The sequence below is a fragment of the Chryseobacterium sp. GP-SGM7 genome, from assembly GCF_049166575.1.
Classification (GTDB): Bacteria; Bacteroidota; Bacteroidia; order Flavobacteriales; family Weeksellaceae; genus Chryseobacterium.
Genome location: NZ_JBMHFF010000001.1, coordinates 314,112 through 338,464 on the forward strand (window position 1 = coordinate 314,112; position 24,353 = coordinate 338,464).

Genomic DNA, 24,353 nt, shown 5'->3' on the forward strand with positions numbered 1-24,353 from the left:
GAAACTGCAAATCAATAAATTATTTTAAATTTGTAAAAAATTCCCCACAAATGAATGACCCCCAACAAAGGTGGACAGAAACGATAGAGTCGCATCACTCATTATTCAGGCTTAATTTAAATGAAGTCTGGCAATATAGGGATCTGGTGTTGATGTTTGTTAAAAGAGATTTTGTTTCATCTTTCAAACAAACCGTTTTAGGCCCGCTTTGGTTTTTTATCAATCCTATTTTAACGACTATTGTATTTACCCTTGTATTCGGAGGAATTGCCAATCTGCCTACAGACGGCATACCGCCTATCCTATTTTATCTTGCAGGCAATACACTTTGGGGATATTTCAGTACTACAATGCTCAGTGTATCCAATGTTTTTGCCGGCAACGCAGGTGTTTTTGGTAAAGTATATTTTCCAAGACTCGTAACCCCTATTTCGACGATCATTTCCAGCTTTATGCGTTTGGGAATTCAGCTCGTACTGTTTTGGATCGTTTTGATTTATTACATATCTAAGGACGAGGTTCATCCTAATTCATGGGCATTTTTCTTTCCTGTTTTAATTATTTTTCTCGCTTTGTTTTCATTAGGATTAGGGATGATTTTTTCTTCTCTTACTACGAAATATCGAGACTTATCGTTATTATTAGGCTTTGGCGTAAGCTTATTCATGTGGTTTACACCGGTGATCTTACCTACCTCTTTGGTGAAGCAGAAATTAGGAAGCTATGGTTTTTTGGCTGACCTTAATCCATTAACACCCATTTTTGAATGTTTTAAATACGGATTTATCGGCTCCGGAGATTTCAACTTCGTCAGATTGATGTTCAGCTTTGCCTTTATTATTGTTGTACTTCTATCGGGAATTGTAATTTTCAATAAATCTGAAAAATCTTTTATCGATACTGTATAGCTTCAGTAATGATGATGAGTGATGATTAAATGTCACTAAATTAACTTTGAAATTAAACTTAAAAACACATGCTTGCACTAAAAGCTGATAACATATCAAAGCAATACCGTCTCGGACAAGTGGGTACAGGAACTTTAACTCACGATTTAAACCGATTCTGGCATAAAGTGAGAGGCAAAGAAGATCCTTATCTGAAGATTGGTGAAACCAATGACCGATCTTCTAAAGGAAGTTCAGAATATGTATGGTCTCTTCGTGATATTAATTTTGAAATTGAGCAGGGCGACGCCGTAGGAATTATCGGAAGAAACGGTGCCGGAAAATCTACTCTGCTAAAACTTCTGAGTAAAGTTACCAAACCCACCACCGGAAAAATATATACCAACGGAAGAATAGCTTCCCTTTTGGAAGTAGGAACCGGTTTTCATCCTGAAATGACTGGTCGTGAAAATATTTTTCTCAATGGTGCTATTCTAGGAATGACCAAAAAAGAGATTACCCGAAAATTTGACGAAATTGTAGACTTTTCAGGTGTCGAAAGATATATCGATACTCCTGTAAAAAGATATTCCTCCGGAATGTATGTACGTTTGGCATTTGCTGTTGCTGCACATTTAGAGTCTGAAATCCTTATCGTTGATGAGGTTTTGGCTGTAGGTGACGCTGAATTTCAGAAAAAATGTCTGGGAAAAATGGGAGATGTTACGCAAAGTGAAGGAAGAACTGTATTGTTTGTAAGTCATAATATGGCTGCTGTAAACGAGCTCTGCAAAACAGGAATATTACTAGATCAAGGTAATGTTTTAATACAAGATTCTATCGATAAATGTATCGTAGAATATCAGAAAAAAAGCGGCCATATTTCCTCTTACGATAAATTGAAAGATAATTTTATAATTGAAAACAAAAATATTTCTATCAATAAATATTCTGTTACCCCGATTGAAGGAAATGTTTTAAATATAACATCTGGTGCTCGTGTAAATATAGAATTTACAAGTAACATTAAAGCTTCAACACTCGATTTATCTTTTTATTTAAGAAATTCGCATGAAGTTACTGTAATGAGTACAGGAATTATGATCTCATCGACAGGTGACGATGGTTCATATTTCGTCATATTTGAAATTCCTGCCAACACTTTAAATGAAGATAGTTATTATTTTGAAATGTTTTGGGGAATAAATAGATCTGAAGTAGCATTTAAAACAGAAGCATTCGGGTTTGAAATAAACGGAATAAGAAACCAATTTGGCGAAATAATAAAATCTCCAGGGGTAATATTCCCCATTATTAAATCTACAATTAAAAAACTATAATAGTTTTAAAACAACGGCTAATTAAATTTTTCAAATCATGGTTTTGAACATTATTTTCTCTTACAACAGAGCAATGCAGCTCGATTATCTGATAAAGTCTGTTATTGCCCGTTTCAAGATTGATTATAAACTTATTGTTATTTATCATACTTCCGGGGAGCATAAAAAAGGGTATGACTTATTGAAAGAAAAATACGCTACATTCAGCAATATTTACTTTTCCGAAAGAAAAAAAGTTTTATTCGACCCATCTTACATTGATACATTTCGATCAAAAGAATATCGAGCTTTTTTTTTAGAAAGAAATTTTATGAAAAAAACCTCCGACAATTTCAAAGGTTTAGTACAAAAAGAAATTAAAAAAAGCAATTGTGAATTTGTAATGTTCAACACAGATGACGGCGTTTTTTTAGAAGATATTGTTATCCCTGAGAAAGTTTTTGAAATCATTAGAAAAAACCCAGAAAATGCCTCATACAGAATGTATGTAGGAGGAAATCTGGATGGTCACCCTTCGTTTGTTCAGAAAAAAGAAGGCTATTACGAGTGGGATTATTATGCAGATAAAGAAATTCATCACTGGACCTACCCTTTTTCTGTAGATGGTACAATTTACCACTCAAAAGGATTACTAAAGCATCTTAAAAAAATCGCTTATCATAATCCGGTAACGTTAGAAGAAAACGGATTTCAGTATATGCGGAAAAAAAAATTGATGAAAATAGGTCTCAGTCCTATTCACTCTCAGCTTTTACTTACGAAATTAAATAGAGTTACGGTAGATACTTTGAACCCAACCATACATATTAAACCAGAATTTTTAAACGAAAAGTTTGTAGATGGTTACAGACTAGAATTAAGTATTCCCAACATTATCAATAATTGTAATATTGTTCCCGAAGAGATTGCACTTGTAAAAGGCGATACAAGAGAACTAATCTATAAAATGGATGATGCAGGAAAAAAAGTGCAGAGTTTATTAGGGATAGAAGGCGCTAAAGAACAGTTAAGATAAAGAAATATTTGCATTATGTCTCCACATTATATTAATTTCAGCAAAATAGGATCGCCCAATTTAGGCTACATTTCCGTTGCTGAAAATTTTGAAAACATTCCTTTTGAAGTGCAGAGGGTTTACTGGACTTATTTTACACCACAAGATGTTACCAGAGGCGGTCATGCCCATTTGGCTTTGGAGCAGGTAATTGTAGCAGTTTCAGGAACAATCACTTTTACGACAGAAGATTTACAGGGAAACAAATCTGAATTCGTTTTAGATAGTCCAGAAAAAGGACTTTATATTCCCAAACACATTTGGAGAGATATTAAATTTTCTCACAATGCTGTTTTGCTTTGCCTGGCTTCAGAAAAATATAGTGAAGCAGACTATATAAGAGATTATGAAAATTTTTTAAAACTAAAAGATGAGCATTAAAATTCATCCATTAGCTGACGTACAATCTTCTAATATGGGAGATGGTACATATGTATGGCAGTTTTGTGTTATTCTAAAAGATGCGCAAATAGGTAAAAACTGCAATATCAACTGCAATGTTTTTATTGAGAATGAAGTTTTTATAGGAGATAATGTCACCATAAAACCTGGAGTTCAGATCTGGGACGGAATAACTTTAGAAGACTCAGTTTTTATCGGGCCCAATGTAACATTCACCAATGACCTTTTTCCACGTTCCAAAAACACAGAGTACGACATGAAAAAAACTTTGGTGAAAAAAGGTGCTTCCGTCGGTGCAAATGCCACTATTTTGGGTGGTGTGACGATTGGCGAAAATGCTTTAGTGGGAGCTGGAAGTGTAGTTACTAAAGATATTCCTGCCAATGAAATCTGGGTTGGAAATCCAGCGAAATTTTTAAAAAACATATATGATTAAATTCCTTGACCTTCAGAAAATAAACCTTCAGTATCAAGCTGAAATAGAAACTCGCTTACTAGAAACCTTTCGCAGTGGATGGTATCTTTTGGGGAATGAAGTGAAAAATTTTGAAGCAAATTTAGCTGCTTATATTAGTTCTCCTCATGCAATTGGTGTCGCAAACGGTTTAGATGCGCTTCGACTTATTTTTAAAGCATATTTAGAACTTGGTCAGTTAAAATTCGGAGATGAAGTAATCGTTCCTGCAAACACTTATATTGCTTCTGTTTTAGCCATTACCGACAACCGTTTAAAACCTGTTTTCGCAGAGCCGGATATTGATCATTACAATTTGGATATATCAAAAATTGAAGCTTTAATTACCCAAAAAACAAAAGCCATCATGGTGGTTCATCTGTATGGACAAATCTCTTGGTGTGAAGAATTGGAAGTTTTGGCAAAAAAATACAATTTGAAAATTATTGAAGATAATGCACAGGCAATTGGCACAGAATGGCAGGGAATAAAATCTGGAAACCTTGGTGATGCTGCAGGATTTAGCTTTTATCCCGGGAAAAATTTAGGAGCTTTGGGCGATGCAGGTGCAGTAACCTGTAAAGATGATTTATTGGCAAAAACGATAAGAGCTTTAGCCAATTACGGTTCTGAAGAAAAATACATCAATAAATATCAAGGTTTAAACAGTAGATTAGACGAAATTCAAGCATCGGTTTTGGATGTAAAACTCAAATATATAGATATAGATAATGATAAAAGAAGAAAAATCGCCGAGCAGTATGTTGCCGGAATAAAAAATGACAAAATCATTTTGCCCATTTTACCTTCTCAACCGAAAGAACACGTTTATCATCTTTTTGTAATCAGAACTGCAAAAAGAGACAAGCTACAAAAATATCTTACAGAAAACGGTGTTCAGACTTTAATTCATTATCCGATTCCACCGCATAAGCAAAAGGCTTATCAATATTACAATAATTTATCTTTCCCAATTACAGAAAAAATTCACACTGAGGTTTTAAGCTTGCCGATAAGTCCTGTAATGGAAGCCGAAGAAATACAGAAAGTAATTGATGTTTTAAATAGTTTTTAAAAATGAATAAGCCATTGGTAAGCATCGTCGTTATATCCTATAATCAGGAGAAATATATTAAAGAAAATTTAGATAGTCTGAAGGCTCAGACTTATCCCAATTGGGAATTGATTGTTGCTGATGATGCTTCACCAGATAATTCTGTTGAGGAATTTAAAAATTGGCTCAAGGAGAACAATGTAAATGCAAAAGAACTGTTTCACACCAAAAACACAGGCTTAGCAACGGTTTTAAATGAGGCACTGGATTTGTGCGAAGGAAAATATGTGAAATTCATCGCTGCCGATGACTACCTACATCCCGAATGTTTAGAAGAATCGGTAAAATCTTTAGAAGAAAAAAGCGATGAATTTGGAATGGTGTTTACAGATTTTCATCCCGTAAATGATGGTGGAGAATCTGTAGATTTTAATATAAATTATGAAAATAAAAATTACTTCAATGAAGATTATTCCTTAAAAGATAGTCAGCTGGTAAAATATAACTGTATTATAGCTCCTACAACTTTAGTAAAAAAAGAAGCAATTCTGTCAACCGGAAAATACGATCCATCTTTACTTCTTGAAGATCATCATAGATGGTTGATGATTAATGAAAAATATAAAATTCTTTTCATCAATAAAAAATTAGCGTATTACAGAGTTCTTCCAACGGGTATCACCGGAAAGCGACATAACAGAATGATAGAAGAAGATATGTATTTAAGAATAAAATATGATAAAAGTGGAATTAATAAAAAACAAATCTACGATTATATTTATTCACGCTATCTTCAAAACATTAAAATACAGGATTTTATAATACATGAATATTTGGAATATCCTCACAGAGCAAAGCATTTATCATTTTTTCTGAAAAATAAGATACCTCCTTATCTTTTTCACATAATCACAAAAATTTATAAAAGATGAGTTCTCTAGTGTCAATCTGCATTCCTACCTACAATGGAGAGAAGTATTTGAATGAGGCTTTAGACTCTGTAAAATCTCAGGTATACAAGAACATTGAAGTGATCATTTCAGATGATAATTCAACAGATTCTACCTTAGAAATTTGTAATAAATTCAAACATGAAGTCGATTTCCCTGTACACATTTATTCACATAAACCTTCTGGTATAGGAGCAAATTGGAATCACACCATAGAAAAAGCAAACGGTGATTACATAAAATTTCTTTTTCAGGATGATGTGATGGAATCTGAGTGTATTCTGAAAATGATGTCTTATATCATCAATCATAATTTAGAAATTGTTGTTTGCAAAAGAAGTATTATCGATGAACAATCTAATGAAATTATTGAAGGGGACTGGTACAAAAACTATGGCGACCTACAAAAAGCTGCAGGAATAGAAGTGAAAGATTTCTTTACAATCTCAAAGAAAAACTTACGAAAGCTCGATTATCATCATTACTCCAAAAATAATATTATTGGTGAACCGTGTGTAAGTATTTTTTCAAAAAAATTGGTGAAAAAAATTGGACTTTTTAACATTCATCTTAAGCAGATATTGGATTATGAATATTGGTTAAGAGTTTTAGTACATTACAATATCGGAATTATAGAAGAAAAACTGATGAAATTCCGCTATCACAGCCAACAAACGTCTAATATCAATTCTTTACAAAATGTAAATGAAGGAAATATTATTACCGACCTTTTATTTGGAAAATTTCTTATGTATATAGATTATGGAATTGCAAAACATTTACTTGTACAAAAATACCCTTTATTAAAAAAGATCGCTATAATGCGTTATAAAATATTTCCTTAATTTAAAATTCATAGTCCTATCACAAAATATGCTATATCTTTAAACTACCTAATTATCTTGATATAATAAGTTCTTATTTAATTTTAAAAAAAATGATGACACATCTAGTTTCTGTAATCATCCCCAATTACAACCACGCTCCTTATCTTAAGCAGCGCATAGATTCGGTATTAGGACAAACTTTTCAGGATTTTGAAATTATTATATTAGACGACTTATCTTCCGACAATAGTAAAGAAATTATAGAACAATATAGAAGTCATCCGAAAGTTTCTCATATCATCTACAATGAAGAAAATTCCGGTTCTACTTTCAAACAATGGAAAAAAGGAATAGATTTAGCGATAGGAGAATGGGTATGGATTGCTGAGAGTGATGATTGGTGTGAAAACACTTTCCTTGAAAATTTAATAAATCTTTCAGAAAAGCATCCTTCGGTAGGATTAGCTTATTGTTCATCCGTATTTTTTAATGAATCTGACAATAGTTTGGCTCCGCAAATTGTCACAAAAAATATAAGCGAATTTATTCCAAGTAACCAATTTATACATCAGAAACTCATTCCCTTTAATGGCATTGTAAATGCGAGCGCCGTCATCTTTAAAAAAGCTCTTTATTACAACGTATCAAATCATTACACCTCTTTCAAGCTGGCGGGAGATTGGATTTTTTGGGCAGAAATAAGTCAAATGGCCGATGTTGTAATATGCGGTAAATTTTTAAATTATTTCAGACAGCACGACATCAAAGTTTCTATGCATTCCCTGAAAAACGGCTTCAATTATAAGGAAGAAATAGATACCTTAAAGTACTTCAAGAGTACGTTAGGCATTAGTGAAGAGGCCTACAATCAATCGCTTGTAAAACAATACCTTAGGTTTAAGTATAGTAAATTTCCATTTAATGAAGGAGTGATTGATCGAACAGAAAGATTATTTCAGGAAAATTTAAGTCTTTCTCAAAGAAAAGAAATTAGAAAAATTGATCTTAAAAATAAATTAGAATATAAATATCTTCCTAAATTCTTAAAATTATTTTTTTAATAATTATAATGAAGAATCAAAATTATAATATTTGGGGAAATGGTCCTAAAAACGAACAAATTATCCCAAAAATAATCTGGACTTTCTGGGATTCTCCAACACCATCGCCATTGGTAGAAATTTGTTTTGCACAAATTCGACGACTTCTCCCCGATTATACTCTTAATATTATTACAAAGACAAATGCTAATCAATTTTTAGAAAATTTACCTCAGCTCCGAAAAGATATTTCATTTATCAACTACACAGATTTAATACGACTACGATTACTTGAAAAGTATGGTGGAATATGGATGGATGCAAGTGTTTTATTAACTGAAGATCTGGATTGGATGCATCAACTAAAAGCAAGCTTTAACCCAGATTTTATTGGTTTCAATGCCGATTTTTTCACTAATGATGCAAAATTTCCTTTAATAGAAACATGGTTTTTAGCATCAAATCCTAATAACATATTTATCAAAAACTGGTCGCAAGAATTTCACAAATGCTATACATCTCCTCATCCACATCAGTATTTTGATTTGGAAAAAAAAACAATTCCAAATTTTTGTCAAAAAATTGATGAAGCACTTTCAAATTACCTCATTGCCTATCTCGCAGCAACGAAAATCATGAGAGATAATGATAATTACCGATTACTGCTTATCCCATCATCAACTACCGCACATTATTATAATTTTTCTGAAAAAACAGCACCCCACCGATTGAAAAATTATTTTCTGGCTGACCGAAAAATAAAATACTGGAATCTGATAAAATTTGAAAGAAAGGGAAGAAATGCATTAGATGAGGATTTATTGAACGGATTATATGTAAAAAAATCGATTCTTTATAAAATCACAGAAAACAAGAAATATCTACGCACAAATCCGTTAATTTTCTTCAGATACATAAAATTTATTGCTAAAAACCTGATTGATAAAGTAAAATGAAATACAGTGTTTCCATAATCATATTGACCTACAATCAGCAGAGTTTTATAGAGGAAACTCTTAAAGGAATTTTTATGCAAAAGATTGATTTTCCTGTAGAATTGATTATTTGCGACGACTGCTCTACAGATAGAACGGATGAAGTTATCCAAAAAATCATTTTAGACGCACCCCAAAATATTACCGTAAAATATTTTCGTCATCCTAAAAACTTAGGCTCTACTCCCAATTTTTATTTTGCACTGAAACAGGTTACAGGAAAATATTTGGCTTTTTGTGAAGGGGATGATTATTGGACGGATCCTGAAAAACTACATCTGCAACTGCAATTTTTACAGGAAAACCCTGCATACAGCATGTGTTTCCATACGGCAGAAAATATTTCGGACGATTCTGATATAAATAGTACTTTATTTTCGAAAGTAGAAGACCGGGAATATACACCACTGGAAATCTACCGGCACTGGATTGTACATACCGCCACGGTAATGATGAAAGCTGAAGTTTTGCAAAGTCCAGCAAAAAATGAGACTATGCTAGATGATACGCTACAATATTTTGACACTATTTTATTTTTGGCAGCAGGCAGCATTGGGAAGATTTGGGGAATGCAGAGAAAAATGTCTTGTTACAGACGCCATGATGCGGGACTTTCCGCTGGAAAAATAAATTTTAAACGAGACCTCAAGCACAATAAGCTTGATGCAATTATCGGGAAATATTATGGTGGGGAAATAAAAAAGACAGCAGATTGGCAGATCTTCTCCCGAAGTATAGCCGACCTTGAGATCTCACTTTCTGCAGGAAAATTTCAAACTACCCTCACATTTTTGCCCTGGCTTTTTAGGAACAGAATTATATTTTATTACCTTTTAAAAAAAATATCTAAAAATTAAAATATTGCCGAAACATGATAATTGACTTTCAATACTTCTTCGTTTTTTTATTTATTTTAATAGCTGCATTACTATTTTCTGTACCCCTCTTTTCTTATTTAGACGAAGAAGATGATCAATCTCGAAACCATGCCATGGATTCATTGCGCGGCTTCCTAGCTATCTTTGTTATATTCACTCACACAGTTGCTATGTTTTATCTATTTAAGGAAGATAGTTGGAAAAACCCAAATATAAAGATCGGATATTTAGCAGGAGTGGGCGTTTCCTTGTTTTTTATGCTCACAGGGTATCTATTTTGGTTAAAATTAAAATATTCTGAAAATCTAAACTGGTACAAATTGTATGTAAAAAGAATTCTAAGAATTGTACCACTGATCTATTTTCAGACTATTGCCTGTATTATAACAATACTTATCATCACCGATTTCAATTTCGGGCTGAAATCTATTTATAAAACCTTTATGGAAGCGCTTCCATGGTTTGATTTTTTAAACAACAATAAAACACCTATAAATGGTTACAAAAATTCTTACTATCTTACTGGAGGTGTATTATGGACTATCGTCTATGAATGGGGATTTTATTTTTCGCTTCCTCTTCTATATCTCTTTAGAAAAAAAAGTAAGGAATTTGTCTTTGGTCTATGTTTTTTAATTGTTTATACCAATGCTATATTTGAATTTCGGGAGGAATTAAAATTCATTTTTTTATTTGTATTAGGTATGCTTTGTGTGGAAATAAAGGATTATTTAAAATTAAAAAAATTATATCTGGAACTTTTGTTACTCATTGCTATTTTCTCTGTTTTAATTTTTAAACCGGATCAAAAAGTAAATTCCTATTTAAATTTATTTTTTGTAATCATTACGGTGTGTATTATCAATGGAGCAGATCTCTTCGGCATACTAAAAAACACCGGGTTGAGAAGGCTAGGTAAAATAAGCTACAGCATCTACATCATGCATCCAATTATTTTATTCATCTCCTATATGATTATGCAAAAATATAATCTCCTGTTTGCAGCAAACATCTACTTGTTTTATCTTCCACTGACAATTATTTTACTGATAAGCAGTCTAACGTATAAGTGGATAGAAATTCCATTCATGAAGATCAAAAAGTAAATAATATTTTCGCACGAATTATCATTTGCAGTTTCTTTTGCTAAATTTGTACTATAAAACTGATTATTAGATCAAAAGCGATTATTGTAAAATAATAAATTTCTATTTTTGAAAGTAATGAGAAAACCTGTCAAACAATTTTGATCTTGTGAAAAATGGGAAATAGCAATAATCCCTGATCTTTTATAATGATAGCATTCAGGAAATTTTAAAATTTTTAATAATATTTTCAGTGATACATTCACAACATACTTCAAAACCGAAAAAAATTAAGATCGCGTATCTTTGCACAGGTGATCCACAGGACAAGAAAATCTGGTCTGGTACTATTTTCAGAATGTACGATGCGCTCCAAAAGCAAGGTTTTGATATTGAATGGATAGAAGTGGGGAAATTCTCTGCTTTCCAGAATAATATGTTCCTGAAGATCGAAAAATTTTATAAAAAAATATTTCAACGTGGTTTTAATAAGAATCATTTTCTTCTGAAAGCGTTAATAGCATCCGGAGATCTTACAAAAAAATTAAAAAACTCCCATGCAGATGTTGTTTTTGCACCTACTTACACTTCCGAGCTGGCTTTTGTTAAAACAAAAAAACCCATTATTTATTTGAATGATGCTACATTTCATCAACTTTTAAATTATTATGGCTCTATGAGTGGTTTTGGTTTCATCTCTAAAAAACTAACTGTTTTAATAGAAAAATTAGCCCTGAAAAAAGCTGATCAATTGGTTTTTTCCAGCCAATGGGCATCACAGCATGCGATAGATTTTTATAAAATTTCGAAAAATAAAGTTGCGGTAGTGAAATTTGGATCTAACGCTGCAGCACCTGAAAGAATTTTGAAAAAAGATTACACCAAAGAGATTACCTTCCTTTTTCTGGGTGTAGAATGGCAAAGAAAAGGAGGCCAGATCTCGCTGGATGCTATAAAGATCTTACATGAAAGAAATTATAATGTGAAATTTTTGGTAGTAGGTTGTGTACCGCCGATAGAAGATGAGGTGATGAATGTGATTCCTTTTTTAAATAAAAATAATCCTGCAGAAGCCCAAAAAATTGTAGAAATTTTACAAACTGTACATTTCATATTTATGCCGACACGGGCAGATTGCACACCGATCTCTTTTTGTGAAGCAGCAAGCTACGGACTTCCCGTAATCTCTACAGATACAGGAGGCGTTTCTGCTCATGTTGTTTCTGGTGAAACCGGAATTCTTTTACCTCCGGAAGCGAATGCCAAAGAATATGCTGATGAAATAGAAAAACTTTTAAAAAATCCAACTTCCATGGAAATTTTCGCACAAAATGCCCGCATGAAATATGAAAAAGAACTCAACTGGGAAGTGTGGGGAGAAAGAATGAGAAACATAATAACAGACTTACGAAAAGTATAATGCAACTAACCATTTTTACACCTACTTATAACCGCGCACATTTTCTTTCTAAGTTGTATGAAAGTTTGGTTCTGCAAAACATTTATTCGTTTGTTTGGCTGATTGTAGATGACGGTTCTACAGATGAAACGCAGGAGTTAATTAGGCAATTTAAAAGCAAAAGTCCTTTTACGATAAAATATATACGGCAGGAAAATCAGGGTAAGCATAAAGCCTTCAATGTTGCAGTAGAAAATACTACTACCGATTTATTTTTAACGATAGATAGTGATGATACAATGATGGAAAATTCATTAGAAAAAATATCAGAACTACTCCCTTTTTTTCTGGAAGATCAAAATCTTGCTGCAATCTGCTTCCCTTTATATTCAGGAAATGTAGAAAACGCAATGACAAATAAAAAAATCAACTTCGATCAGGCAATTCTAAATTCGATAGAGCTAAAAAATAAATACGGAATAACAGGAGAATTTTCCTATCTGTTTAAGAAAGACATTTTAAAACAATTTCCCTTTCCTCAGTTTTCAAAGGAAAAATTCATAAAAGAATCAGTCGTTTACAAAAGAATTGACCGTATTTACAAAAATTTATATGTTAACCTATCAATAGTAAAAGGTGAATATCTTGAGGGCGGACTATCTTCCGATTTCAGAAAATTACTCGAACGTAATCCTGTAGGTAGTGCTTTAGCTTATCTGGAAACAGTAAATGATGACCGGCTAAGCTTAGAAGAACAAAAAGAAGCATTCAGGAATTATTGGTATTTTGCAAAGTTAGCCAATCAATATTCAACCATAGAACGGTTATTTAAGGTTAAAAATAAAAGCATTATCTTTAATTTTTTATTACAAAAACTCAAATGATCGGTACTCTACTATATCGTTTACAGACTGGATGGCAGATTCTTACTGGCCGTATAAAATATATTCCTGACAACAGGAATAAAAATCTAATTCGTCATAAAGAAGTTGAGCCAAAATTATTAAAGCAAATATCAGAACTCAATATTGAATTTATTTTCACCGAGTTTGGCAAAGACAGGGTAAACGGTGGCGGAGCAGATCTGGATTCGAAAAACCGGTTAGAACCCTCATTAAGCGGGATAAAAAAATATTTTCCAAAAGCCAAAATTACTGTTTACACCGATTTTGACTGGGATAATACAGACGGATTAAACATAAAAAAAGTAAAATCTCCCGTTACCGGTCCTGACCATCCAAGATATGGCTATCGAACGGTAGATTATTTCAAATTTCTTGCATTATCGGAAGCAACTGCAGATTTCACCTGTGCTTTAGACAGTGATATGTTTTTTGCCAATGAAAACATTTATTCTCTGGTTTTCTTAACCAAAAAATTCGGGGTTTGTGCAGCGCAGAATGTACGTCAAAACTTTAATTTGGATATGAGAATATCAAAAGATACACAACCTATTTCTGATGAAAGTCTGGGAAACGGATATTCTTACAACCAAAGCCCAATGACCATCTGGAAAGACAGCAACAGAGGTAAAATGTTTTATAAAAACTGTGCGGAAATCATGCAAAATGATCCGTCGAGAGCTTCTCTGGTGATGTGGAAATCTGCATGGAAAACCGGAATTTTCCCTTATGTGCTCCCAAAGCAATTCTGTGTTTGTGATGGCGATGAAGGTTGCGGAGACGAGATACTTCTGCACATCGGTCATAAAGCTGTAAAAAATTATTACAAACTATAGAACACTGAAAATTGAAAAAAAATATACTTTTTATTGCGGACAAACCAGATTGGGCATATGAATTTATGATAAAAACATGGATACCCTATCTTCAGGAAGATTACAATTGCTTTATAGCTTATCAGCAGGATTTTGCAGTAAAATCTAACAAAACACATTTTGGCATTAAAAAAAGTATTTATAATACTCTGAATAAAATAAGATTTCGTTTCACTAAAACCAGCCGGATTTTTCAGGTATCAGATAACAGTAATTATTTTTATCCTGTTTTTAAAGTTTCGCCGGTTTATCAATACAATCATGATTTAAGTAAAACTCAGACTCACACTACGGATTTTGACATCATTACCGAAATGGCTTTTTATCTACAATACACCGCCGAATTTCCTTTTAAAGCACCTAAAAAAATAGTCGGAATTTTTACTGATAAATTTCCGCATGACGGGCCGAATTTAGACATAAAAAAAAATCTGGACAGAAATACTTTATCCCGAAAAGATTTCTACAATAATTACCTTAAACCATATCAGCATATCATAGTAGGCGGAGGAAATTTATTGAATGAATATCGTAAACTGACAGACAAAGTAGATTTCGTATATGGAATTTTCGGACAGGAAAATTTTATTGAAAACAAAAATGTCGGACAAAATAAACATATTACAATCGGTTGGACCGGAACTCCGGACCGACCAATGAAAGGCTTCAGAACCATCATAGAGCCAGCCATAGAAAATGTAAGAAAAACGGGCAGAGATATTCGGCTGAAAACAAAATTCTCAGGAGCTTATGAGGAGCTTTACCGTTTTTATTCGGATGTAGACTTCGTCATTATTGCTTCCGATGCAGATTCGGGGCCTTCAATGTATGCAGAAGCAAGTCTGTCATCTGTTCCTGTAATATCTACCAAAGTTGGTCTGCCTTTATCATTCTTAATTGAAAATAAAAACGGAATTTTTATAGAACGTACAACCGATAGCTTAGAAAAAGCGATTATCGAACTATATGACAACAGAAAAAAACTTACAGATTTTTCAGAAAATACCCGAAATGATTATCTGAAATTAATGGATAATAGTATTACTGCTTCATACTTTATGAAAATTTTAAAAGAACTTGAGTAAACAGATTTATTATTTGATTATTTTTCCAAAATATTTAATATCAATATTAACATACATATGATAATTGGTAACGGGCTTATTGCTTCACTTTTTAAAGATTACGACAGGGAAGAAATTATTTTCTTTGCTTCGGGTGTCTCAAACTCATTAGAAACAAAAGTTGAAGAGTTTTTAAGAGAAGAAAATCTGATAAAAAATACGATTGCAGATAATAAAGAAAAAATATTTGTCTATTTTTCAACCTGCAGTATTTATGATTCTTCAAAAACGGGCAGTGATTATGTACTTCATAAACTGAAGATGGAGCAGCTGATAAAAAACCTGTGCCCAAAATTTCTTATTCTAAGAGTAAGCAATGCCGTAGGAAAAGGAGGCAATCCCAATTTACTTATGAATTACATTATAAGAGCGGTTAATAATAACGAAACCATAAACGTTCATACAAAAGCTACTCGAAATCTGATCGATGCAGATGACATCAAAAATATTACATTTGCGTTGATTGAAAGCCTGGATTTAAACAAAATTGTGAATGTAGCATATCTCAAAAACTATTCAATTATTGAAATTCTCGAGATTATTGAGCAGTTTTATGGTAGAAAAGTAGATATAAACCTCATCAGAAGCGGCTCTGGATATGACGTTAATATTCCTGAAATCGAAAATTATTTTATTAAAAATAATCTGAATAATAAGGAAACTTATTTAAAAAACATTTTACAGAAGTATTATTCTATATCATAAGCATATTTACAAATCTATTATGCAAAGCCTGCCATTAATATCTGTAATTACGACGTACTACAATTCTGTACATTTGGGTGATTTTGTAAAATCATCGATGAATTGCCTGCTTAATCAGACCTATAAAAACATCGAATTTATCTGCGTAAACGATGGCTCTACAGATTCTACATTGACAGATCTGGAGTATTTTGCATCGCAAGATCAAAGAATAAAAATATACACCAAAGAAAATCAAAAATACGCCCAATATTCTAAAGCTTATGGACAGGATAAAGCTTCGGGAGAATTCATCTTCTTATTTGATCACGATGATCTTTTAGACTTAGACACAATAGAGAAATGTTATGAAACTTTCATAAAGCATCCCGAATTAGATATTGTTACGCCGCAGGTTGTTACAAAATTTACAACCGGTGAAATAAAATATTTTCATAATATCTATGCCGAGGAAGCTCCCGATAAGACGTTTAAATATAAACAATTTTCCGGTAAGCAGATCACCTGTGATACTGTTGGTAAATATGACATTCACATTCGCGGGCTTTACAGAAATTCTATTTTTAAATCGCATTCTTTCGCTTTTACCGAGCCTCTTTTGAATGCTGATGAATTTGTAGAAAGATTAATTTTTGAAGAAGCCAGATTCGTAGGCAGCTGCGATGCATTGTACACCCATTATATTCATCCGGGCTCTTCCGCAAAACTACTTTCACTAAAAAAAATAGATATTACCCGTACAGATTTTCTGTTGCGAAAATTATTTATAGAAAAAGAAATCTACACAGCCCGCAAAAGTATTTTTGAATTTACGGCATATAAAAATCTGGTGAATGCTATGAAAATATTTCATAATTTTTCAGATACGATGAAAATTGAAGAGAGAGCTTCGCAAAAAAAGAGACTTCAGGATTCCTACGATTCTCTTGATAAAAAGATCGTTATATCCCAATTCCAGGGAATTGGTAAGATTTATAACTCATTTTTGCTGTCCAATTTCTCTCTGTTTTTATTATTTTACAAATTCAAAAAGTAATTATCTTTCAAAACGCCAGATAAATAATTTTGCAGCCAGATTTGCAGGAATATTCTGAAAGAAATTCTTTTTCTTGGTTTCAATCTTAAAATCAGAGTCAAAATAATCTTTGATTTTAAGATGTGTAAGTTTCTGCATTCTAGAAATATTCGTTTTTAAATAATCTTTATCCTTGAGAGATTTCCATTGCATGATAAGAACCATTTCTTTAAAAAGAATAATTTTGTTTTTAATCAGTTTTTTTAACCTACAATTCTGCTCATTATCATAAGCATTGCTAAAAAAACCTAAAATAGTTAAAAAATTTTCAAAATTCTTTTTAGTTCTGTTGAATATTACAGATTCTCCATGCAGATAATACAGATAGGTAATATCATCAATGATAGACAATGTGTCTGTTTTGAGAAGCAAATGAAAAAACCACAATTCATCCTGAGCAAATAATCCGGGTACAAAATAAATTTCGTTTTCTATAATAAAATCTCTTTTAACCAGTTTATTCCAAGATGACGAAGGAAATCCACCATTGCTATAGACTGAAAAGATTTCAAGCCTGTCATTATAATATTTTTTATCGGCTGTTGTGGGAAAACCGAAATCTTTCGTTGTATTATCAAATGTGTTGATCCATCGGTTTTGCGCAATTGTTATCTGTGAATTTGTTTGCAAAGCATTACTTACAAGCAACTGAATACAATCTTTTGTAATTTCGTCATCACTGTCTAAAAAATAAATATATTCACCTGTAGAATATTTAATTCCGGTATTTCTTACCACCGATAGGCCCGAATTTTTTTCATGTTCAATAATATCAATCTGAATATCAGAATTATCTCTCACGAAATCATTGATCAACGCCATACTGTTATCTGGAGTGCAGTCATTTACAAGAATAATCTCTAAATTCTTATACGTTTGATTCTTTACAGATTCCAGACATCGAAGGATATATTTTTCACATTTAAAAACAGGAATATTAATGCTTATTAAGGGTAGATTGTTTATCATCAATTTGTTTTGCTGTAATTATTACAAAATTATAAAGAATATTTAATACTTTTGAATAAAACATTGTCAGATGAAAAAGCTTTTAGGTCTATGTTTCATTAAATTAAGCCAATTCAAAAACAGTTGCATTAATGCAAAAAATCGGGATCTTTTTTTTACCGGTAAAAGCATTGTAGATTCTTCTTTCAGACTTGGCTCTGATAACTTTCTGGATATTTCTGCAAATGCTGAATTTCACTTTGGAAAGAATGTATTCATCAATCAGTCAAATTTCATTACCGTAAAACAAAATGCCAAGCTCATTATTGGGGAAGAAACCTATATTACAAGAGCAACAATCTCTTGTCTAGGAGAAATTGAAATTGGAAAAAACTGTATTTTAGGAGAAGGAATGAAAATTTTTGATCACAACCATCAATATACAAAAAAACCTTTCTCGGTTTCAAAAACAGATTTCAACATCGGAAAAATAAAATTGGGAGACAATGTCTGGACTGGAGCCAATGTGACTATTTTAAAAGATGTAACGATTGGCGATAATGTTATTCTCGGTGCAGGATGTGTGATACATAAGGATGTGCCTGCCAATTCTATTATCATCAATAAACAAAATCATTCATCTTATTAATTCTGAATATGAATTTTGACCCAAAAATTTCTGTGGTAATGTCCGTATATAATGGCGGAGATTTTTTATATGAAAGCATCCAGGCGATTCTGAACCAAACATTTACTGATTTTGAGTTTATAATTATTGATGACTGTTCTACTGATCACACGTGGAAAGTTTTAAATGATTTTGCATTCAATGACAAAAGATTGAAAATTTTTCAAAGCGAGAAAAATATAGGAATTGAAGGCTTTATAAGAAATCTGAATTTTGGCTGTAACAAAGCAAACGGGAAATATATTGCAAGAATTGATCATGATGATATTTCCAGAAAGGACAGGTTTCAATTGCAATACGATTTTTTGGAATCTAACCCGGATATATTTATTGTTGGTGCCGCCTTAACCAAAATAGGAAAAGATGGTAACGATTTGGGTAAAATGCAGGCTCCTCTTCACAATGAAGAACTTAGAAGCCTGATGCCGAAAAAAATCTCTTTATACCATCCTGTCATTATGTTCAGAAAAGATTTTTACCAAAATTTTTATCGTGAAAAAATGCGCTATTGCGAAGATTATGATTTTTATCTGAGAATAATAACAGATTCTTTAAAGATGGCCAATCTGGAACAAAGTTTACTTCAATACAGAGTTTTGGAAGATTCCATGTCCAGAAAGCAGGATAAAGTGATAAAAAATCTGTTCATCAATCAGGCAAAAGTCTTTTTTAAAGAACGTTTAAAAAAAGGAAAAGATTCATACGAATCTTTTGATCCCAATCGTTTTTTAAACATCTACCAAGATCCATCGAAAGAACTAATCATAGAAGCAATACAAGTATCAAAAAAATACTATGATTTTACGGGATTCGTAAAATTAATGAACATCTATAAAAAATTATACGGCAATGATAATTACTATTTCAGACAACAACTTTTATTGCATTTCGGCGAATCTAATTTTTTAACCTTCTGTAGATTTTCAAATTATAAATCTTAACGCATTTATTCTTTTATAATAACTCCTGCGTATTTACCATCAAACTCTATAATGTGCACCTTACGGTTATTTTGCTCGCAATAATCTTTAAATGCTGCATTGTCTCCTACATCATCACTCATAAAAACTCCTCCTTTCTTAAGCTTATCCCAAAGAATTCTGTACGCCCACATTCTTCCGTCATACGTTTTGTCGCTGTCATAATGCACAACATCAAAAGAATCTTGTTTTTCAAAAATTCTGGGAAGAGATTCCTTATCTGCAAACCGGAAGAGTTTCCAATTTCTTTTATATTGTTGGGGAATTACACAACCTACGAAATCTTCACTCTGGTTCTGTAAAATATAAGGCATATCAGAACTGTAGAGCGTTCCGTTTCTTTTAACCAAAGAGGCCAAAGCAGCAAAAGAAGACCAGCCATACGCTACTCCGGTCTCGATAGAATTTTGTGCTTTTGCATATTCGTTAATATAATAAATTACGCTGAGAGATCCTGCTCCGCCCATTTTTATCGGTGCTTTTTCCTGAGCTGACAAAGCATCATTATATTCTTTACCGAAAATATTTTCAAACGGCACAAAATCAATTTTTAAAATATTCTGAATAAAATCCTTTTCAGAAACTGCGAGATTTTTACACCAGAGTTCCGCTTCCTCTTTTCCGCGTAATCCTGAAGAACGGTTAAAAATGTTTTTCCAGATTTTGCGTCTTAATTCGGGATAAAGATCAGGACGCTTCAAATAGGCAAAAAAAGTAGTGGTGATTTCAGAGATTTTACTCATACATTTGTTTTACGCGACAAAAATACAAAAGAATTAGACAAACAATCTTATATTTGTCTTTTTAAGGATTAATTTTTTTTAAAATACAAATGCCTCAAAAAATAAAAGTGTTGTTCCGACACCGATCCATGGAAATGGGAGGGGTTGAAAGGGTTATTTTAGATCTTCTGGAAAATCTTCCAAGAGATTTATTTGATATTACTTTTTTTCTCACTCTAAATCAGGGAGAGCTCCGGAAAAAAATTCCCCAGGATATTGAGTTTATTACTTTGCAGAAAGGCAGAGAAGATATGAGTGAAAATAAGTTTCTCAGAACTTTTCAGCTTATTAAAAGAAGTCTCATCCTGCTGTTTTTCAGAAAATTTCCGAAATTCCTGTATAAAAATATCATCAAAAAAGATTTTGATCTCGAAATTGCCCCTACTTATGCAGAATTTGATAATATATTGTCCAGCCCTTTACAATCAAGAAAAATCGCATGGTTTCATACTGATGTAAGCTACGATCCTGATAAGAAAAGAGTTTTACATAGAATTAATAATCTTAAAAAATTCGACTGGGTAATCTTTGGATCGCAGCAGACCAAAGAGGTAATTACCGATCTTTACCAGGTAACATTTCCTAAAAGCTCTGTAATCTACAATGCAATTAAGATGAATGAAGTACGAAAAAAAGCTTCAGAATTTCCTGTAAATTATGACAGCCATCCTGTATTTTCATCAATGGGAAGATTACACAGCCGCAAAAACTATCATACTTTAATGAAAGTCCATAAAAAACTGTTGGATGAAGGCTTAAAACATACCGTTGCAGTAATTGGCGGCGGCGGCGAAATGGAAAATTTGAAAAATCAGGCAAAAAATCTCGGCGTTGAAAGTTCGTTTTTGTTGCTCGACAGTCAGATTAATCCTTATCCGTACATCAAAAGCTCAGATTATTTTGTACTTCCTTCAGAGTCTGAATCTTATCCTCTCACGATAGGTGAAGTTATGGGTTTAAATATCCCGATTGTAAGTACAAATGTAGGCGGAATTCCTGAAATGATTGAGCATAACTTCGACGGTTATCTTGTAGAACCCAATGAAGACGATATTTATAACGGCATGAGATTATTTCTTACCCATCCCGATGTTTCAGAAAAACTAAAGAAAAATCTGGAGAAATCTGTAGAAAAGTTTGATAACGAAAAAATTTATCGTGAGGTAAGCTCCGTTTTTCAACAACAATATCAGCTGAAAGGATGAAGAAACCATTAGTTACAATACTTACGCCTACATTCAATCGCGCTCATACGTTGCCGAGAGTTTTTGAATCTTTACAGAATCAAACCTTTAAAGATTTTGAATGGCTTGTAATCGATGATGGCTCTACAGATTCAACGAAAGAACTTATTGAAGAATTCAGGCTGAAGGCAGGTTTTAAAATTCGCTACTATTATCAGCAAAACCAGCATAAATTTCTAACTTTTTTTCGCGGAATTGATCTTGCGGAAGGGCAGTATTTTTCACCGTTAGATTCTGATGATGCTTTGCCAAAGGACTCCATGGAAATTTTAGTAAACACATGGAAAAATATTTCAGATCAGCAAAACATTGTTTTTGTTTCTACAATTTGTGAAGATCAGTTTGGAAATATTGTAGGTGACCGTTTTCCACATACACCTCTCATATGCACAATCTTCGATATGAGATACAAGTACAAAATTAAAGGAGATAAATGGGGAATGGGCAAGACAGAGATTTACAAAAAAATGAAACTCAATCTTGAAGGGCTTTCCGGGAAAGGCTTTATTCCGGAAGGAGTTTTTCAGTTTCAATTTGACAAATTGGGATATCACTACTGCATTAATAAGGTAACAAGAATATATTTCCGGAATAAAGATGACGAGCAGTCTCTTGCCAACCAATTTTATGATGATAAAAATGCATTCGGATTAGCAGAAAACTATAAAGCTTTTTTGAATACGTACAGTTCAAAATTATGGACCAATCCGCAACCACTCATCAGAAATATAGGAGGATATCTGAAATTCGCAAAAACTGATCATCGAACTTTTAAAACAACAATTTCTGAATTAGATTCTTTCCCAGTTAAAATTCTTGCTACCTTGCTCTATCCTGTTTCAGGATTTATTTAAAGAACAACCAAAAATTTCAGATGCCAGAAAAAAAGAAAATTCTCATTCGTATTGGTTCGCTTCGTCACGGCGGAGCAGAAAAAGTATTGGCAACTTTTCTGAAAAATATTCCGGAAGATCACTATGAGATTGATTTACTTTTAAATTTATTTTCAGGGAAATATTTAGATCAAATTCCGGAGTGGATTACTGTAATTCATCTCAATAAAGGGGAAATGATTACCACCAACAGACTACAGGATATTCCGAAAAAAGCGGCGAGAGTAATCTATCAGAAAGCTCTTAATAAATTTCCCAATCTTCTTTACAATGGAAAATTAAAAGGTAAAAAATACGATATTGAGTTTGCAGCCATCCATGGAATGCGGGACGAAATTTTAAATTCTCCGCTTCAATCTTCAAAAAAAATAGTCTGGATTCATAATGATCTTTCGCAGATAAAAGATTATACAGAAACTGAGATAAAAAAATTCTTCGGTTTTGATAAAATCATGGTGATTTCCGAAAAAATCGAAACGCTATTTCACAATTTAGCTCAAAACGAAACTGAAAAACAAAAAATAGTAAAGATCTACAACCCTTTAGACACGGAAGAAATATTAATTAATGCTGAAAAACCAGTTATAAATTATGAATTTGATCAAAAAGTCCCAACATTCATTTCTGTAGGAACCGTTTTTCCGCAAAAAGGCTTCGACAGGCTTCTGAAAGTACATAAAAAACTTTTGGATGAAGGTTTTAAACATAAAATTCTGATCGTGGGAGACGGGTATGATTTTGAAAATATAAAAAAGCTAAAAAATGATCTCCGCGTTAATGAAACCGCTACAATGATCGGTTTTACAGACAATCCTTATCCCTATATTAAAAATGCTGATTTTTATATTTTAAGCTCGAGATATGAAGGTTTTCCGACAGTTTTATTTGAAGCGATTACTTTAAAAAAGAAAATTATTGCCACTGAAGTTTCCGGAGTGAGGGAAATGCTCAACAACGGAGAACTGGGCTTAATGATAGATAACTCTGAAGAAGGCATTTATTCCGGGATGAAAAAAGCATTGTTACAGCCTCAGGATTTTGAAAGATACTCCGAGAAACTGAAGGATTACGAAATGCCTTTCAATCTTGAAAATTCGGTGCAGAAAATTGTATCTGTTCTTAACGACTTGTAAATTAATTTTAATTTTAAAACTGATTCATATTTTTCTACATTTGTTCCATGGCAGATCAGTACTCTACTATACAGAAAGATTTTTACCGTGAAAGCGGAAAATGGCTTTCAACATTACAGATTTTGACGAAATGTCTAAATCCCAATCTTCATTTTATTTATATTTTAAGAAAAACCCAGAAATACAATAAAACTCCAATTCTAGGTATTTATTGGCGAATGGTTTTGAGACATTTTCAGATTAAATACGGTTTTCAGATTTATCCTGAAACTCAAATTGGGGAAGGTTTCTATCTCGGACATTGGGGAAGTCTGGTAATTAATCCAAAAACTAAAATCGGTAAAAACTGTAATATTGCTCAGGGAGTTACCATCGGGCAACAAAACAGAGGTAAAAATGAAGGTTATCCCGTAATAGGAAACAGCGTCTGGATTGGCCCGAATGCCGTCATTGTAGGAAATATAAACATCGGAAATAATGTTCTCATAGCTCCCAATGCTTATGTAAATTCTGATGTTCCTGATAATTCTGTAGTTACAGGAAATCCTGCAAAAATTTATCCTAATGAAAATGCCACAGACGGATATATAAACAATACAATATAATGCTGAATTTTATCATATCTTTATCTTTATTAAA

General features: G+C 32.6%; 26 protein-coding genes. 24 read left to right on the forward strand and 2 right to left on the reverse strand.

Annotated elements, in window-relative coordinates; genetic code table 11:
• The first annotated feature begins 50 nt into the window (after positions 1 to 50).
• From ACOOWA_RS01495 to ACOOWA_RS01580, 18 genes are all read left to right on the forward strand, one after another.
• On the forward strand, positions 51 to 908 hold the full coding sequence (locus tag ACOOWA_RS01495; protein ID WP_421372764.1) for an ABC transporter permease: 858 nt from the start codon (positions 51 to 53) through the stop codon (positions 906 to 908).
• A gap of 68 nt (positions 909 to 976) precedes the next feature.
• Positions 977 to 2,227, forward strand: coding sequence for an ABC transporter ATP-binding protein (locus tag ACOOWA_RS01500; RefSeq protein ID WP_421372765.1), 1,251 nt, complete (start codon positions 977 to 979; stop codon positions 2,225 to 2,227).
• 37 nt (positions 2,228 to 2,264) lie between these two features.
• Positions 2,265 to 3,242 (forward strand): hypothetical protein, encoded by a 978-nt coding sequence (locus tag ACOOWA_RS01505; protein WP_421372766.1) that lies wholly within the window; start codon positions 2,265 to 2,267, stop codon positions 3,240 to 3,242.
• Between the two features lie 15 nt (positions 3,243 to 3,257).
• Entirely contained in the window at positions 3,258 to 3,662 is a 405-nt protein-coding gene (locus ACOOWA_RS01510; RefSeq protein WP_421372767.1) for a sugar 3,4-ketoisomerase, read from the forward strand.
• Positions 3,652 to 4,119, forward strand: a complete 468-nt coding sequence (locus ACOOWA_RS01515; RefSeq protein WP_421372769.1) for an acyltransferase — start codon at positions 3,652 to 3,654, stop codon at positions 4,117 to 4,119. The genes ACOOWA_RS01510 and ACOOWA_RS01515 overlap by 11 nt, the downstream gene beginning before the upstream one ends.
• Complete coding sequence (locus ACOOWA_RS01520; RefSeq protein ID WP_421372770.1) at positions 4,112 to 5,212, forward strand: DegT/DnrJ/EryC1/StrS family aminotransferase; 1,101 nt, start codon at positions 4,112 to 4,114, stop codon at positions 5,210 to 5,212. Before ACOOWA_RS01515 ends, ACOOWA_RS01520 begins: the two co-directional genes overlap by 8 nt.
• A gap of 2 nt (positions 5,213 to 5,214) precedes the next feature.
• Complete coding sequence (locus ACOOWA_RS01525; RefSeq protein ID WP_421372771.1) at positions 5,215 to 6,123, forward strand: glycosyltransferase family 2 protein; 909 nt, start codon at positions 5,215 to 5,217, stop codon at positions 6,121 to 6,123.
• Positions 6,120 to 6,986 (forward strand): glycosyltransferase family 2 protein, encoded by an 867-nt coding sequence (locus ACOOWA_RS01530; RefSeq protein WP_421372772.1) that lies wholly within the window; start codon positions 6,120 to 6,122, stop codon positions 6,984 to 6,986. The genes ACOOWA_RS01525 and ACOOWA_RS01530 overlap by 4 nt, the downstream gene beginning before the upstream one ends.
• Positions 6,987 to 7,078: 92 nt before the next feature.
• Positions 7,079 to 8,029, forward strand: a complete 951-nt coding sequence (locus ACOOWA_RS01535) for a glycosyltransferase family 2 protein (RefSeq protein WP_421372773.1) — start codon at positions 7,079 to 7,081, stop codon at positions 8,027 to 8,029.
• 8 nt (positions 8,030 to 8,037) lie between these two features.
• Positions 8,038 to 8,964 carry a glycosyltransferase family 32 protein gene (locus tag ACOOWA_RS01540; RefSeq protein ID WP_421372774.1) on the forward strand — a complete coding sequence of 309 codons (927 nt, stop codon included), beginning with the start codon at positions 8,038 to 8,040 and terminating at the stop codon, positions 8,962 to 8,964.
• Positions 8,961 to 9,860 carry a glycosyltransferase gene (locus ACOOWA_RS01545; RefSeq protein ID WP_421372775.1) on the forward strand — a complete coding sequence of 300 codons (900 nt, stop codon included), beginning with the start codon at positions 8,961 to 8,963 and terminating at the stop codon, positions 9,858 to 9,860. The genes ACOOWA_RS01540 and ACOOWA_RS01545 overlap by 4 nt, the downstream gene beginning before the upstream one ends.
• A 14-nt stretch (positions 9,861 to 9,874) precedes the next feature.
• The gene (locus tag ACOOWA_RS01550; protein ID WP_421372776.1) at positions 9,875 to 10,987 is read left to right on the forward strand and encodes an acyltransferase family protein; all 1,113 of its coding nucleotides are present in this window, start codon (positions 9,875 to 9,877) and stop codon (positions 10,985 to 10,987) included.
• A 232-nt stretch (positions 10,988 to 11,219) separates the two neighbouring features.
• Positions 11,220 to 12,386: a glycosyltransferase family 4 protein gene (locus ACOOWA_RS01555; protein ID WP_421372777.1), complete on the forward strand. Its 1,167-nt coding sequence runs from the start codon at positions 11,220 to 11,222 to the stop codon at positions 12,384 to 12,386.
• Entirely contained in the window at positions 12,386 to 13,249 is an 864-nt protein-coding gene (locus ACOOWA_RS01560) for a glycosyltransferase family 2 protein (protein ID WP_421372778.1), read from the forward strand. The genes ACOOWA_RS01555 and ACOOWA_RS01560 overlap by 1 nt, the downstream gene beginning before the upstream one ends.
• Positions 13,246 to 14,103: a hypothetical protein gene (locus ACOOWA_RS01565; RefSeq protein ID WP_421372779.1), complete on the forward strand. Its 858-nt coding sequence runs from the start codon at positions 13,246 to 13,248 to the stop codon at positions 14,101 to 14,103. The genes ACOOWA_RS01560 and ACOOWA_RS01565 overlap by 4 nt, the downstream gene beginning before the upstream one ends.
• A gap of 11 nt (positions 14,104 to 14,114) precedes the next feature.
• Positions 14,115 to 15,227 (forward strand): glycosyltransferase, encoded by a 1,113-nt coding sequence (locus tag ACOOWA_RS01570; RefSeq protein WP_421372780.1) that lies wholly within the window; start codon positions 14,115 to 14,117, stop codon positions 15,225 to 15,227.
• A gap of 57 nt (positions 15,228 to 15,284) precedes the next feature.
• Positions 15,285 to 15,971, forward strand: a complete 687-nt coding sequence (locus ACOOWA_RS01575) for an NAD-dependent epimerase/dehydratase family protein (protein ID WP_421372781.1) — start codon at positions 15,285 to 15,287, stop codon at positions 15,969 to 15,971.
• Positions 15,972 to 15,990: 19 nt separating this feature from the next.
• Complete coding sequence (locus tag ACOOWA_RS01580; RefSeq protein ID WP_421372783.1) at positions 15,991 to 17,007, forward strand: glycosyltransferase family A protein; 1,017 nt, start codon at positions 15,991 to 15,993, stop codon at positions 17,005 to 17,007.
• Here ACOOWA_RS01580 and ACOOWA_RS01585 read toward each other — a convergent pair whose 3' ends face one another.
• Positions 17,008 to 18,015, reverse strand: coding sequence for a glycosyltransferase (locus ACOOWA_RS01585; RefSeq protein ID WP_421372785.1), 1,008 nt, complete (start codon positions 18,013 to 18,015; stop codon positions 17,008 to 17,010).
• Between the two features lie 70 nt (positions 18,016 to 18,085).
• Between ACOOWA_RS01585 and ACOOWA_RS01590 the strand changes: the two genes are divergently transcribed.
• Together ACOOWA_RS01590 and ACOOWA_RS01595 are read left to right on the forward strand one after the other, a co-directional pair.
• Positions 18,086 to 18,643 (forward strand): acyltransferase, encoded by a 558-nt coding sequence (locus ACOOWA_RS01590; RefSeq protein ID WP_421372786.1) that lies wholly within the window; start codon positions 18,086 to 18,088, stop codon positions 18,641 to 18,643.
• An 8-nt stretch (positions 18,644 to 18,651) separates the two neighbouring features.
• Positions 18,652 to 19,623, forward strand: a complete 972-nt coding sequence (locus tag ACOOWA_RS01595; RefSeq protein WP_421372787.1) for a glycosyltransferase — start codon at positions 18,652 to 18,654, stop codon at positions 19,621 to 19,623.
• Between the two features lie 5 nt (positions 19,624 to 19,628).
• Here the strand turns inward: ACOOWA_RS01595 and ACOOWA_RS01600 are convergent, their stop codons facing one another.
• The gene (locus ACOOWA_RS01600; RefSeq protein WP_421372788.1) at positions 19,629 to 20,405 is read right to left on the reverse strand and encodes a class I SAM-dependent methyltransferase; all 777 of its coding nucleotides are present in this window, start codon (positions 20,403 to 20,405) and stop codon (positions 19,629 to 19,631) included.
• Between the two features lie 89 nt (positions 20,406 to 20,494).
• On the opposite strand from ACOOWA_RS01600, the gene ACOOWA_RS01605 reads away from it, so the two are divergent.
• From ACOOWA_RS01605 to ACOOWA_RS01620, 4 genes are read left to right on the forward strand one after another with little or no spacing between them, the layout of a single operon-like run.
• Positions 20,495 to 21,649 (forward strand): glycosyltransferase, encoded by a 1,155-nt coding sequence (locus ACOOWA_RS01605; protein WP_421372789.1) that lies wholly within the window; start codon positions 20,495 to 20,497, stop codon positions 21,647 to 21,649.
• Positions 21,646 to 22,542, forward strand: coding sequence for a glycosyltransferase family A protein (locus ACOOWA_RS01610; RefSeq protein ID WP_421372790.1), 897 nt, complete (start codon positions 21,646 to 21,648; stop codon positions 22,540 to 22,542). Before ACOOWA_RS01605 ends, ACOOWA_RS01610 begins: the two co-directional genes overlap by 4 nt.
• 20 nt (positions 22,543 to 22,562) lie before the next feature.
• Positions 22,563 to 23,714 carry a glycosyltransferase gene (locus tag ACOOWA_RS01615; RefSeq protein ID WP_421372792.1) on the forward strand — a complete coding sequence of 384 codons (1,152 nt, stop codon included), beginning with the start codon at positions 22,563 to 22,565 and terminating at the stop codon, positions 23,712 to 23,714.
• Between the two features lie 47 nt (positions 23,715 to 23,761).
• Positions 23,762 to 24,319 (forward strand): serine O-acetyltransferase, encoded by a 558-nt coding sequence (locus ACOOWA_RS01620; protein ID WP_421372793.1) that lies wholly within the window; start codon positions 23,762 to 23,764, stop codon positions 24,317 to 24,319.
• The last annotated feature ends 34 nt before the right edge of the window (positions 24,320 to 24,353 follow it).